General features: G+C 58.7%; 11 protein-coding genes and 1 tRNA gene. 3 read left to right on the top strand and 9 right to left on the bottom strand.

Annotated elements, in window-relative coordinates; genetic code table 11:
- Positions 1 to 107: 107 nt before the first annotated feature.
- A complete protein-coding gene (locus ACOI7Z_RS16705) occupies positions 108 to 1289 on the top strand; it encodes a PLP-dependent aminotransferase family protein (protein WP_032454059.1) in 1182 nt (393 codons plus the stop codon).
- Between the two features lie 195 nt (positions 1290 to 1484).
- Here the strand turns inward: ACOI7Z_RS16705 and ACOI7Z_RS16700 are convergent, their stop codons facing one another.
- From ACOI7Z_RS16700 to ACOI7Z_RS16690, 3 genes are all read right to left on the bottom strand, one after another.
- The gene (locus tag ACOI7Z_RS16700; protein ID WP_004205204.1) at positions 1485 to 1673 is read right to left on the bottom strand and encodes a hypothetical protein; all 189 of its coding nucleotides are present in this window, start codon (positions 1671 to 1673) and stop codon (positions 1485 to 1487) included.
- A 204-nt stretch (positions 1674 to 1877) separates the two neighbouring features.
- Positions 1878 to 2216, bottom strand: coding sequence for a hypothetical protein (locus tag ACOI7Z_RS16695; protein WP_087848612.1), 339 nt, complete (start codon positions 2214 to 2216; stop codon positions 1878 to 1880).
- Positions 2217 to 2302: 86 nt separating this feature from the next.
- Positions 2303 to 2905 (bottom strand): short chain dehydrogenase, encoded by a 603-nt coding sequence (locus ACOI7Z_RS16690; RefSeq protein ID WP_087848580.1) that lies wholly within the window; start codon positions 2903 to 2905, stop codon positions 2303 to 2305.
- Between the two features lie 97 nt (positions 2906 to 3002).
- Between ACOI7Z_RS16690 and ACOI7Z_RS16685 the strand changes: the two genes are divergently transcribed.
- Entirely contained in the window at positions 3003 to 3914 is a 912-nt protein-coding gene (locus ACOI7Z_RS16685) for a LysR family transcriptional regulator (protein ID WP_050533740.1), read from the top strand.
- On the opposite strand, the gene ACOI7Z_RS16680 is transcribed toward ACOI7Z_RS16685, so the two are convergent.
- From ACOI7Z_RS16680 to ACOI7Z_RS16665, 4 genes are all read right to left on the bottom strand, one after another.
- Positions 3915 to 5063: a trans-sulfuration enzyme family protein gene (locus tag ACOI7Z_RS16680; RefSeq protein WP_087848581.1), complete on the bottom strand. Its 1149-nt coding sequence runs from the start codon at positions 5061 to 5063 to the stop codon at positions 3915 to 3917.
- A 10-nt stretch (positions 5064 to 5073) separates the two neighbouring features.
- On the bottom strand, positions 5074 to 6450 hold the full coding sequence (locus ACOI7Z_RS16675) for a pyridoxal-phosphate dependent enzyme (RefSeq protein ID WP_074442621.1): 1377 nt from the start codon (positions 6448 to 6450) through the stop codon (positions 5074 to 5076).
- 558 nt (positions 6451 to 7008) lie between these two features.
- Positions 7009 to 7084 (bottom strand) — tRNA-Phe (locus tag ACOI7Z_RS16670).
- Positions 7085 to 7189: 105 nt separating this feature from the next.
- Positions 7190 to 7903 (bottom strand): DUF554 domain-containing protein, encoded by a 714-nt coding sequence (locus ACOI7Z_RS16665; protein ID WP_023291007.1) that lies wholly within the window; start codon positions 7901 to 7903, stop codon positions 7190 to 7192.
- Between the two features lie 419 nt (positions 7904 to 8322).
- Between ACOI7Z_RS16665 and ACOI7Z_RS16660 the strand changes: the two genes are divergently transcribed.
- The gene (locus ACOI7Z_RS16660; protein WP_087848584.1) at positions 8323 to 10461 is read left to right on the top strand and encodes an ornithine decarboxylase; all 2139 of its coding nucleotides are present in this window, start codon (positions 8323 to 8325) and stop codon (positions 10459 to 10461) included.
- 43 nt (positions 10462 to 10504) lie between these two features.
- Here the strand turns inward: ACOI7Z_RS16660 and ACOI7Z_RS16655 are convergent, their stop codons facing one another.
- Together ACOI7Z_RS16655 and mltC are read right to left on the bottom strand one after the other, a co-directional pair.
- The gene (locus tag ACOI7Z_RS16655; protein WP_086074954.1) at positions 10505 to 11758 is read right to left on the bottom strand and encodes a nucleoside permease; all 1254 of its coding nucleotides are present in this window, start codon (positions 11756 to 11758) and stop codon (positions 10505 to 10507) included.
- Positions 11759 to 11948: 190 nt separating this feature from the next.
- Positions 11949 to 13031 carry a membrane-bound lytic murein transglycosylase MltC gene (mltC, locus tag ACOI7Z_RS16650; RefSeq protein WP_002916629.1) on the bottom strand — a complete coding sequence of 361 codons (1083 nt, stop codon included), beginning with the start codon at positions 13029 to 13031 and terminating at the stop codon, positions 11949 to 11951.
- Positions 13032 to 13063 lie beyond the last annotated feature (32 nt).

Genomic DNA, 13063 nt, shown 5'->3' with positions numbered 1-13063 from the left:
CGCAGAGACACGAGCCAGGATAGCCCGGTCCGGTAAGCGCCGCCGGGGAACACCTGCAACAAAGCCAAGATAATTAACACAACAACAAGACAGAAAAGGAAAATAGTATGCACGATCGGCGTCTCGCCGCCCGCGCGGGTGAACTCAAGCCCTCCGCCGTCCGCGAACTTCTCAAGCACAGTAAACTGCCGGGCGTGATCTCGCTTGGCGGCGGCATTCCGGCCCCGGAACTGTTTGATACCGAAGGCCTGGAGCTGGCGGTGCAGAAGGTGATGAGCGAGCGTTTTCATGACGCATTTCAGTACGGTCTGACCGAGGGCTACCCGCCGCTGCGTCAGGCGGTGAGTGAAATCTGCCACTCCCGTGGCGTGACCTGTTCAGCCGCTCAGGTCTATATCACCTCCGGCTCCCAGCAATCGCTGGATATCGTTGCCCGCACGCTGCTCGATCCAGGCGATACTATCGTCGTTGAGCGACCCACCTATCTGGCGGCGCTGCAGGTGTTTCAGCTGGCGCAGGCCAATATCCTCAGCGTCGATACCGATGATGACGGGATGCTGGTGGAGCAACTGGCCGACCTGCTGGAGACCACCCGCGTCAAAGCCGTCTACCTGGTGCCGACGTTCGGCAACCCCGGCGGTAAAACGCTGAGCGAGGCGCGTCGTCGCCGACTGGTCGAGCTGGCGAAAAAATATGACTTCGTCATTCTGGAAGACGATCCCTACGGTGAAATTAGCTTTACTGACGCCGTGCGACGTCCGCTCTATCAGCACGCCGTTGAGCTGGGCTGTGAAGATCAGGTGGTTTACACCTCGACGTTTTCAAAGATCCTCGCGCCGGGGATGCGTATCGGCTGGATCGTCATGCCGGACTGGCTGGCGCAGCAGACGGTGATCGTTAAGCAGGCGGCGGATCTGCATACCAATATGCTTTCGCAGGTGATCACCGCGGAATACCTCAGCCTGAACCGGCTGCAAAATCAGATTGCGTTGATTCGCGAAGACTATCGCAAGAAGTGCGTGGCGTTGGCCGACGCGCTGGAGAGTCGCCTTGGCGAGCATCTGGAATTCAGCCGCCCACAGGGTGGGATGTTCCTGTGGGCGCGTTTCCGTTATCCGTTCGATACCATGGCATGGATGAAGAAAACGCTGGAAAACGGCGTTGTTTACGTCCCGGGGGAAGCGTTCTATCACGATAATCCGGATACCCGTACTCTGCGCCTTTCCTACTCCACGGTGTCGGAAGCGGGGCTGCTGACCGCCGTTGAGCGGCTGGCGGCCTCCCTGTAACGACCCTGCTGTGCGCCGCTTAGCGGCGGCGCATCCTCTTCGCCTCAGTAGCGAGAGGGGGTGACGCTAGCGTTCAGCGCTGGGGTCACTCCGTATCGGCGATGCGATCATCCAGCCAGACCAACATCAGCGCTGCGAGAAAAGCCACCGCAAAGGTACCAATAAACAACCACATAGATGTCCCTCACGGGTTAATTATTTTGCTGATTTTACCGGAGAGCGATCGTTTCGGTCGGAGATGGAGATTTTTGTCCCAGCCGAATGGCTGGCGAGAGAGAAAAAGTCATCGGCATCAATATCGAAGTTAAGAATAATTTCCCTGTATTCCCCACCGTTAATTAACGCTTTGGCTTCTTTAACACTACTGGCAATAATGACAGGCATCAGTTTTATCTCATTTTGAAAACTGAGAAGCAAAATAAGAGTTAGTTCGTACCAGATCAACTACTTTTTATCGTATGCGACCGCAGAAAAAAACGTCATCCCGTGGCTCGGCGATAGGGGAGGATTTTGTGACAGCGATCGGCTCATCAACAGCGGGATCTTATCGGACGCTGGGACGGGCTGCTGTTTCGCCAGCCGCCGGGATTATTCACCCTGCTGTTTTGCCCGTAATATCTCGCCGCAGCGCTGCCGGTCCTGACGCAGCGTCTGCTGTTCCTGCGGGCTGAGCTGATGCCAGGTGTCCAGCATCCGCTGCCCCAGCGCCGGCAGGTAATGCGCTTTATGCAGCGCGTAGTCAGAATTCCCCCCCTCGACGATGTTTTGCATATCGTCGAGGAACTGGCGGCTGTCGTCATGATCGATCACGCAAAATACCGCCCGGTAGTAAGCTTCGTCTTCCTTGGTGTAATGCGGGGTGAACCACCAGACCAGCAGCGCGATAAGCGCCAGCAGCGGGATAATAAAAGGTAATTTTTTCAACATCAGTTTTTCGGCCGGAGACAATCAGCCGTCAGTGTACCTGCAACGACGTCAGGATGTAAGCGCCGGCCCCGGCGGGCCGGCACAGCCTAGTAGCCGACCGGGTAGATGCGGCCGGTCTGCACCCCTTGAATGCTGCGGCGATAGGCCTGCGCCACGGCGGCGGCGGGGACGCTGGCAAAGCCCGGGAAAAAGTCGCCGTAGGCCGCCAGCGACTCGCTGAGCACGGTGGGGCTGATGAGATTAATGCGGATCCCGCGCGGTAGTTCGCAGGCGGCGGCGCGCACAAAGCCTTCCAGACCGGCGTTAACCGTCGTGGCATTGACGCCCTGAGCAATCGGCTCCTGCGCGACAATGCCGCTGACCAGAGTAATCGACCCGCCGTCGCGCAGGAAATGCTGGCCGATCAGCGCCAGGCGAATTTGCCCCAGCAGCTTGTCCTGCAGACCGAGGTTGAACTGGCTATCGGTCATGGTGCTTAACGGCCCAAAGTGCAGATTGCCGGTAGTGGAGACGATGGCGTCTACTTTGCCGGTCTGCGCAAACAGCGCCTCGACGCTCCCCTGGGAGGTAATATCCACCTGATAATCCCCCCGGGTGCGGCCGACGCGGATAACGTCATGTCTCTGGCCCAGTTCTTCGCTGACCGCGCGACCAATGGTACCGCTGGCACCGATAACGATAATTTTCATGGCTGACTCCTCGTGAGGTGAAAGCCTATTCTTTAATAAAACGGATATCGGATAAACTGGCTAAAAGTTAGAACATTACTAACCAGAGGTTAGCAATATGGATAAGCTGCGAGGGATGGAGACGTTTATTGCCGTGGTGGAGTGCGGCAGCTTTACCGGGGCGGCGTCGCGCCTGGGGCTGTCGGCGGTAATGGTCGGGAAATACATCGCCCAGCTGGAAACCCAGCTGGCGACGCGTCTGCTGGAGCGTAACACCCGACGCCAGAGCCTCACCGACGCCGGGCGGGTCTATTTTGACGAAGCGAAACGGGTGATGGAGCAGGTCTCCATCGCCGAAAGCGCCGTTGAGCGGCTGCGGCTGGCGCCCGCCGGCACCCTGCGGGTGAGCGCGCCCACCTCGTTCGGCGCCAGCGTGATCGCGCCCCTGACCGCCACCTTTCTGCAGGCCTGGCCAGCGGTCCGGGTGGAACTGGATCTGACCAACCGGATGGTCGATCTGGTGGATGAAGGTTTCGATCTGGCGATCCGCATTGGCGAGATCCATCAGGAGGATCTGGTGGCCCGCTATCTGGCGCCCTATCGGATGGTGATCTGCGCCGCGCCGGCTTATCTGGCGCGTTACGGAACGCCAGGGACGCCGGAAGATCTCGCCGATCATCTCTGCCTGTCCCATACGGTCTGGACCGCGCGCAACGAGTGGCGGCTGCCGGGCATGGAGGGGGAAGTGCGCTGGAAGCGCGATGCGGTTTTGCGCTGCAACGATGGCTATGCGCTGCGCCAGGCGGCGATCGCCGGGGCCGGGCTGCTGATGCAGCCGGAGGTGCTGCTGGCCGATGCGCTGGCCAGCGGCAGCCTGATGCGGGTGCTGGAGGCGTGGACCCCACAGCCGAGGCCTGTGCATCTGCTCTGGCGCCAGGATCGCCGGCCCCTGCCGAAGCTGACGCAGTTTATCGCCCACCTTCAGCAGGGAATGGCCGACGCGCTGGCGACGACCCGCGCGTCGGAATAATCACTCCTCCCGTAGCGCCTGCTGCCAGTCGGCAATCAGATCGTGAGGATCTTCGATCCCGACCGACAGGCGGATCAGCTGCGGCGTGATGCCGTTCGCCAGGCGCTTCTCCAGCGGGATCGAGGCGTGGGTCATGCTAAACGGTTGGCTCACCAGGCTCTCCACGCCGCCCAGACTCTCCGCAAGGGTGAACCAGCGCAACCTGCTGATAATGCGTTCGGCGTAACCGTCATCGCCCTTCACCACGACGGAAATCATGCCGCCGGGCAGGGCCATTTGCTGGCGCGCCAGCTGATGGTGCGGGTGCGAGGCCAGCCAGGGGAACCAGACTCGCTCTACCTCCGGCTGCTGTTCCAGCCATTCGGCGAGCTGCAGCGCGTTCGCGCTGTGGCGCTCCATCCGCAGCGCCAGGGTACGGATGCCGCGTAGCGTCAGGAAGCTGCTGAACGGGTCGAGTACACCGCCTACCGCATTCTGCAGGTAGCCAAGCTTTTCCGCGAGCTCAGCGTTATCGCCAACCACCGCCAGGCCAGCGACGACATCGGAATGGCCGTTGAGGTACTTGGTCGCGGAGTGGACCACAATATCAAACCCATGCTCCAGCGGGCGATGGATCGCCGGCGAGGCGAAAGTGTTATCGGCGACGCTGATCAGGTTATGGCGTCGCGCGATGGCGGCGATGGCGCTGAGATCCGCCAGCTTCAGCAGCGGGTTAGTGGGCGTCTCCACCCAGATCATGCGCGTATCGGGGCGGATCGCCGCTTCAATCCCCGCCAGGTCGTCGGGTTTCACCCAGCTCACCTGCAGACCAGCGCTACGACGGCGAACGTTTTCCAGCAGGCGATAAGTACCGCCATACACATCATCGACCGCCACCAGGTGGCTGTCCTTATCCAGCAGCTCCAGCACGGTGGAGATGGCGGCCAGCCCGGAGGCGAACGCGTAGCCGCGCGTGCCGTTTTCCAGGTCGGCGATCGCCGTCTCCAGCGCGTGGCGGGTAGGGTTCCCGCTACGGGAATATTCATAGCCGGTATGCTGCCCCGGCGCCGGCTGAGCAAAAGTGGAGGTGGCGTAAATCGGCGGCATCACTGCGCCGTGGTTGTCGGTGAAGGTTCCGCTATGTACGCTCAGGGTGTGGATAGATGACATAAAAAATTCCTTATTGTGCGACTCGGTTACGCCAGGCGGTCAGTACATCGCTGCGGGTGACCAGGCCAAGAAAACGCGCGTTGTCAGCGATCACCGCCACCAGACCGCGATCGAGAATGGCCTGCAGTTCGCTCTCTGGCGCACGCTTATCGAGAGTTTCAACATGGCGGCTCATCGCTTCGCTAACCGGCAGAGAGAAGCGTTGGCGATCGCCCTTAACGTGGCGGATCAAATCCCACTCATCGACGATGCCGACCACGCGGCCATCCTCCAGCACCGGCAGCTGGGAGATGTCATACAGCCGCATGCGGGTAAATACTGCGGCCAGGGTGTCGTTCGGCGCGGCCGTGACGGTGGCGCCTTCGTCATGGCGCAGGGCGATAAAATCACTGAGATCGCCCTGTTCGGGGCGGGCGATCAGCCCCTGCTGGCGCATCCAGTCGTCGTTGAACATTTTTGACAGGTATTTATTGCCGCTGTCGCAGGCGAAGGTCACCACCCGCTTCGGACGGCTTTGCGCCCGGCAGTAGCGCAGCGCGGCGCTGAGCAGGGTGCCGGTGGAGGAGCCGGCCAGTACCCCCTCGACCTGCAGCAGCTGGCGCGCGGTGAGGAACGCTTCGCGGTCGCTGACGCGATAGGCGGTATGCACCCCTTCCAGCCTGGCCAGCGGCGGGATGAAATCTTCTCCAATCCCTTCGACCAGCCAGGATCCCGTTTCGCCGTAGCGTCCGGTATCAACCTGATCGGCAAGGATCGAGCCCGCCGGATCGGCGAGGATAAATTCCGTTTTCGGAGAATGTTCTGCAAACCAGGCCTGAAGCCCGCCCAGCGTGCCGCCGGAGCCAACGCCGACGACGATGGCGTCTATGTCGCCCTCCAGCTGCTGGAAAAGTTCCGGCGCGGTGGAGGTAGCGTGCGCCAGCGGATTCGCGTCGTTGTTAAACTGGTCGATGTAAAAAGCCCCCGGCGTTTCATCGGCAAGGCGGCGGGCATAATCCTGGTAGTAGGCCGGGTGGCCTTTATTGACGTCGGAGCGGGTGAGCAGCACCGTCGCGCCCAGCGCCCGCAGGTGAAAGATTTTCTCGCGGCTCATTTTGTCCGGCACCACCAGGATCAGGCGGTAATTTTTCTGCGCCGCAATCAGCGCCAGGCCGAGGCCGGTATTGCCGGCGGTGGCTTCGATAATTGTCCCGCCGGGCGCCAGTTTTCCCTGGCGCTCGGCTTCGTTAATCATCGACAGCGCGACCCGATCTTTAATTGAGCCGCCCGGGTTCTGATTTTCCAGTTTTAAAAACAGACTGCAGGGGCCGGTATCCAGTTTGTGCAACTGGAGCAGGGGAGTATGACCGATCAGGTCGCTCACGGAATGAAACAGTGACATAACCATTTACCCACTCGTTTAAGATATTTTTGCATGGTAGGTCTGTGAAATCGGTTATTTAAAGAATATTTCTCTGTCATTTAGCGCAAAATGGAATATAAGATGCTGTTTAGCCATCCGGAGGGAAAGCAGGGTAGCCACCTGGGCGGATCGATTGCCAGAAAAGGGCGTTTTTAGCCGCTTTTGGCGACAAAAAGACGATTTTAATCAGCGTGTTATCTGATATCTGGCAATGTATTTGCGAAAAGATTCTATGGGGAACAAGCCTGCGCTTGCCGTTAAGTGGCAGCGGGCTGGCCAGGAGAAAAGCGCAGCAGGGAAATCACGGGTTAACGCAGTTCGATGGAGAGTCCGGCTACAGAAAAGCAAAAACCCGCCTTTTGGGCGGGTTCTTTAAATAGTGGTGCCCGGACTCGGACTAACGCCGTAGGCGTTGAACAGCGCGCGTGTCGCGCTGGCCCCGAAGGGGTGAGCCGCTGTGCGGCGAATAATCGAACGGAGTTCGATGGAGAGTCCGGATGCAGAAAAGCAAAAACCCAGCCATAGGCTGGGTTCTTTAAATAGTGGTGCCCGGACTCGGAATCGAACCAAGGACACGGGGATTTTCAATCCCCTGCTCTACCGACTGAGCTATCCGGGCAACGGGGCGCATTAAACCGTAATCGCCGCGCCTCGTCAACGAAATTTATCTGTTTTGCAGCAGACTGAACAATCTATCACCACATTGCGCTAAAAGCACGCGTCTTCAGGCAAAAAACAGCGTCCAGGCCGCTGAAATCGGCATCGCCAGCACCAGCGCAGGCAGCATATTCACCACGGCAAACATTTTTATTCCGCAGATACGCAGCCCGGTGGCCACCAGCAGCATACCGCCGACGGCGCTGAAATCCGCCAGCATCATCGGCGTGGTGAGCGGCATAATGATCGCCGCGCAGGCCGCGAGGGTCAGCTGGATAAGCAGCATCGGCACGCTGATGGCGGCGACGGCAATGCCCAGAGTGCAGGCGAAAATGGTGGCGGTGAAAAAATCAAGAAACGCTTTGGCAATCAGAATGCTGGCGTCGCCGGTCATCCCTTCGCGCATGGCGCCGAAGACGCCGGTGCCGCTGGCGCAGAACAGGACGATAATCGCCACATAGCTCTGAATATAGGAGTCATGCGCCGAGGCCTTTTTCTTACCCTTCGATGACAGCAACTGCTGAAGCTGACTGACCAGCGTATTTATGCCTTTTTCCATATTGCATATTTCGCCGAGCAGCGTTCCCACCAGGGTCGACAGCACCATCACCGGCAGATTGGCGCATTTAATCACCAGTAAAATACCGATGCCTAATGACGCCAGGCCAAAAATTGAGGTCATGGATGTGCGGATCCGTTCCGGCAACCGCTGGCTGAGTAAGGCGCCTAACACGCCGCCGACCAGCACCGCGCTGGCATTAATAAAAGGTCCTGTAACCACGCTGACTCCTGTTAAATATCCCTGATAACCGACTGATTATGACGTTAACCCGCCGTGAAAGCTTGTGTATCCGTGATATAAGTGCATACGGTTTTCATCTTGCGCCTGTCAGGGAAAGGTGCCATGATTGCGCGAATTTTCTCCTCCCTGATATGAGGCCGCCGATGACGACACTGCAATTACCTCGCCAGCGACGCCGCGCACAGATGCGTGGGCTGCCTCATCTTGCTACGCTTACCCCTCCGTTCACCATGCGGTGAAGGACACGTATGCTCACTGTAGGGCAACAGTAAGATCGGACGCGTCTGCTTTTACTGATGTCCGGCGGTCGGAGCTGAATCCGTCAGACCCGGACACATCGTTGGGCAAGGTTTTCCTTGTCTGAGATTTTTACACTCCCGATACGGGCATTTGCGCTTATGAAATCCATGCACATTGCCGCCAGCTGCGAGCTGGTCACCAGCTTGTCCACCCACCGTCGCGTTGTGGCGCTGGACAGTACCGATTTTACCGATGTGGCGGCAGTCGTCATCACCGCGGCGGACAGTCGCAGCGGTATCCTTGCCCTCCTCAGGCGTAGCGGATTTAACCTGCCGGTCTACCTGCTGAGCGAGACGGCGGTCGATAAGCCGGAGGGGGTACAGGCGGTGATCGCCGGTAAAGATCAGGAGTGGCTCGAGCTGGAAGCGGCGGCCTGCGATTATGAAGCGCGTCTGCTGCCGCCGTTTTTCAATACGCTGACCCAGTACGTCGAAATGGATAACAGCACCTTTGCCTGTCCGGGACACCAGCACGGGGCCTTTTTCAAAAAGCATCCCGCAGGCCGTCAGTTCTATGACTTTTTTGGCGAAAACGTCTTTCGCGCCGATATGTGTAACGCCGATGTAAAATTAGGCGATCTGCTGATCCACGAAGGGTCGGCCAAGCATGCGCAGAAGTTCGCCGCGAAGGTCTTTAATGCGGATAAAACCTACTTCGTCCTTAACGGCACCTCGGCGGCCAACAAAGTTGTGACCAACGCGCTGTTGACCCGCGGCGATCTGGTGCTGTTCGATCGCAATAACCACAAGTCAAACCATCACGGGGCGCTGATTCAGGCGGGGGCGACGCCTGTCTATCTTGAAGCCGCGCGCAATCCGTTCGGCTTTATCGGCGGCATTGACGAGCGTTGCTTTGATGAGCGCTACCTGCGGGATCTCATCCGCGAAGCGGCGCCTGAGAAAGCCACGGCCGCTCGCCCGTTTCGCCTGGCGGTGATCCAGCTCGGGACCTATGACGGCACGGTCTATAACGCCCGCCAGGTGGTCGATAAAATCGGCCACCTCTGCGATTACATCCTGTTCGACTCGGCGTGGGTGGGCTATGAGCAGTTTATCCCGATGATGGCCGACTGTTCGCCGCTGCTGCTGGAGCTGACGCCGGACGATCCGGGCATTTTTGTCACCCAGTCCGTACACAAGCAGCAGGCCGGTTTCTCGCAGACGTCGCAGATCCATAAAAAGGATAACCATCTGCGCGGCCAGGCGCGCTTCTGTCCGCACAAGCGGCTGAATAACGCCTTTATGCTGCATGCTTCCACCAGCCCGTTTTATCCGCTGTTCGCCGCCCTGGACGTCAACGCCAAAATTCACGAAGGCGAGAGCGGCCGCCGCCTGTGGGCCGAATGCGTGGCGCTGGGCATCGAGGCGCGCAAAGCGATCATCGCCAACTGTAAGATGATTCAGCCCTTTATTCCGCCGATGGTGGCGGGGCGCCCGTGGCAGGATCACCCGACCGAAGCGATCGCCCGGGAGCGTCGTTTCTTCAGCTTCGAACCGGGCGCGCGCTGGCATGGTTTCGAGGGCTATGCCGACGACCAGTATTTTGTCGACCCGTGCAAGCTGTTGTTGACCACCCCGGGCATCGACGCGGAGAGCGGGGAGTACAGTGAGTTCGGCATCCCGGCGACCATTCTGGCGCATTACCTGCGGGAAAACGGCATCGTGCCGGAGAAGTGCGATCTCAACTCGATTCTGTTCCTGCTGACGCCGGCGGAAAGCGCCGAAAAAATGGCGCAGCTGGTGGCGATGCTGGGGCAGTTTGAACAGCATATTGAAGCGGATACGCCGCTGGCCGATGTGTTGCCGACCATCTACAACAAATATCCGGTGCGCTATCGCGACTATACCCTGCGCGAGTTGTGCCAGGAGATGCATGATCTGTACGTCAGCTTTGACGTGAAGAGCCTGCAAAAAGAGATGTTCCGTAAACGGAGCTTCCCGCGGGTGGTGATGAATCCCCAGGATGCCAACCGCGAATTTATCCGCGGCGACGTGGAGCTGGTGCGTCTGAGCGAGGCGGAGGGCCGCGTCGCGGCGGAAGGGGCGCTGCCGTATCCGCCGGGGGTATTATGCGTGGTGCCCGGTGAGGTCTGGGGGGGCGCTGTGCTGCGCTATTTCCTCGCGCTGGAGGAGGGGGTCAATATGCTACCGGGCTTCTCGCCGGAGCTGCAGGGAGTCTATAGCGAGACGGATCCGGACGGCATTAAGCGGCTGTATGGCTACGTGTTGAAGGGATAAAAAAACGCCCCGCCGAACAGGCGGGGCGTTTTACTTTTGCCGATCACGCGCTCTGCTGCGCGGCGGTCGGCTGTCTGACGTGTTTGTATTTGAACAGCGCCACGAAGGCAAAAGCCAGCGCCAGCGAATAGCCGGCGAAAATCAGCCACACGCTCTGCCAGTTAGTGATCCCTCCGACGGTAAAGTGCTCCACCACTTTGCCGCTCACCATGCCACCGAGAATACAGCCGAAGCCGTTGGTCATCATCAGGAACATCCCCTGGGCGCTGGCGCGGATTTCCGGGCGCACCTCTTTCTCAACGAACACTGAACCGGAGATGTTGAAGAAGTCGAAGGCGCAACCGTAGACGATCATCGACAGTACCAGCAGCACGGTGCCGAACGGCGTCGGGTCGCCAAAGGCGAACAGGCCGAAGCGCAGCATCCACGCCACGATACTCATCAACATGACGTTCTTAATGCCGTAGCGGCTGAGGAAGAACGGGATGGTCAGGATAAACAGGGTCTCGGAGATCTGCGAGATCGACATCAGCACCGAGGCGTGTTCGACGATAAAGCTGCCGGCAAACAGCGGATCTTTATCGAAGCTGTGCAGGAAGGTATTACCGAACATGTTGGTGATTTGCAGCTCGGCGCCGAGCATCATTGAGAAGATAAAGAAGATGGCCATGCGCTTGTTTTTAAACAGCGCGAAAGCGTTAAGCCCCAGCATCTCCGTCCAGCTTTGATTACGCTGGGCGTTAGCCACCGGGATCGTCGGCAGCGTCAGGGTGAACAGCGCCAGCAATACCGACAGCGTCGCACCGATGTACAACTGCATATGGCTCAGCTCAAAGCCGGAGAAGCTGACGCCCCACATGGCGAAGATAAAGCCGATAGTGCCCCAGATACGGATCGGCGGAAAATCGGTAACGATATCCAGCCCCGCCGACTGCAGGCGATAGTAAGAGATGGTGTTAATCAGCCCCAGCGTCGGCATATAGGCCAGTGAGTTGAGGAGGATCACGAGGAACATTTCGCCCGGCGTGGTGACCTGCGCCGCCAGATACAGCGTCAGCGCACCCACCAGGTGACAAACGGCATACACCCATTTGGCGCTAATCCACTTATCGGCGACGATGCCGAGCAGCGTCGGCATCAGCACCGCGGCGATACCGAGCGAGCTATAAACCGCGCCGATTGCTGCGCCGTCAAACTTCAGGGTGACAAACATGTATGAGCCAAGCGTGGTAAGCCAGCTCCCCCAAAGACAGAACTGCAGGAACGACAGTATTTTGAGCTGCAGCTTAAGATTCATGTAGTTATCCTCACGAATGTGGGCTTGTTATGTTTTTAAAATAACATTAAACCCGTTATTTTGATGCGATTCTATCATTCGCCAACCGAAGGCTTCTGTTAACTGCCGCAGAAAACCGAAAGATATTGCACCGTATGGCGCAGAAAAAACGCGGCCTCAGCGCGGGGCTGAGGCCGGTGTCAGGAGGGGGTTATTTACGGCGGTAGCTTTTCTGCGCCGTGTTAACTTTATACAGATAGCGGCGCGATTCCGCCGACGGATGGCGGGTAGTCAGGGTCTGGTAGACGTCCCCTGGCGCCATGCTGTTGATGATATTGGCCGCCTGGACTTTATCGCTGGAGAAGACCCGCAGCACGCTGCCGGCGCCGCCGTTATAGGCGGTGATCACCGCGTAGCGACGCGAGGTGGGGTTATCGATGCCGGCGAGGTAGACATTGTTCAGCATCGCCAGGTAGGCGGTACCGGTGTCAATGTTATTCGCCGGGTCGAACAGATAGCTGCGGCTTGGCAGGCCCGATTTACCCTGGGAACGGAAGACGTCTCTGCCGGCGCTGTGCTGGACCACCTGCATCAGCCCCATGGCGTCGGCATGGCTGACCGCATAAGGGTTAAAGGAGGATTCGGTCTGCATAATCGCGAGGATCAGCGACTCATCAACCCCATACTTACGCGAGGCCTGACGCACCATGCCGAGGTATTTATGCGCACGTTTGTCGAGGTGGTTCGGCACCAGGTTGATGGTGATGCTATAGACCACGCGCAGGCCGTTGTTGCGGCTCTTCAGGCGGGTTTGCAGCAGATAGTCGGCAAAGCGCGCGGCGCGCCACTCCCAGCGAATCGATGCCCCGGTGTTATCCACCACCTGGCCATAGAGGAACGGCTCTTTGGAGATCTGAATGTCATCGACATCGGAATAGAGGTCGATGGAGTTGGGGTCATCGCCCATCAGCAGGGTTTTGACGATCGCCTGGCGCAGTCGTCCGCGCGGATCGGTGCCGGCGATGGTCTCGACGGTGATCGTCCCTTCATCGAAGTTGATGTGGCTGCGGGTTTGATACTGGTCGGTGTATTTGACGTAGTCCTTCGGCCCGGCGAGCAGGACTTCGTTGTACCCCCAAATGTTCTCGATGTTGTGGGCAAACTGGCCCATCAGGATATCAAAACCGTTGGTATCCTTGACCCAGGCCTCGTTGTATTCGGCGCCTTTTTTATTGGAGCTGGAACACGAAACGAGCAACGGCGCAATCAGCGCGAGCGCTAAGTATTTTTTCATCATTCCGGGCGTGCGTGTTGTGTTTGTTTTTA

Origin of the sequence: Klebsiella sp. C283 (assembly GCF_048822555.1) — a bacterium.
GTDB lineage: Bacteria > Pseudomonadota > Gammaproteobacteria > Enterobacterales > Enterobacteriaceae > Klebsiella > Klebsiella quasipneumoniae.
This window is presented reverse-complemented; position numbering and strand designations above follow the sequence as displayed.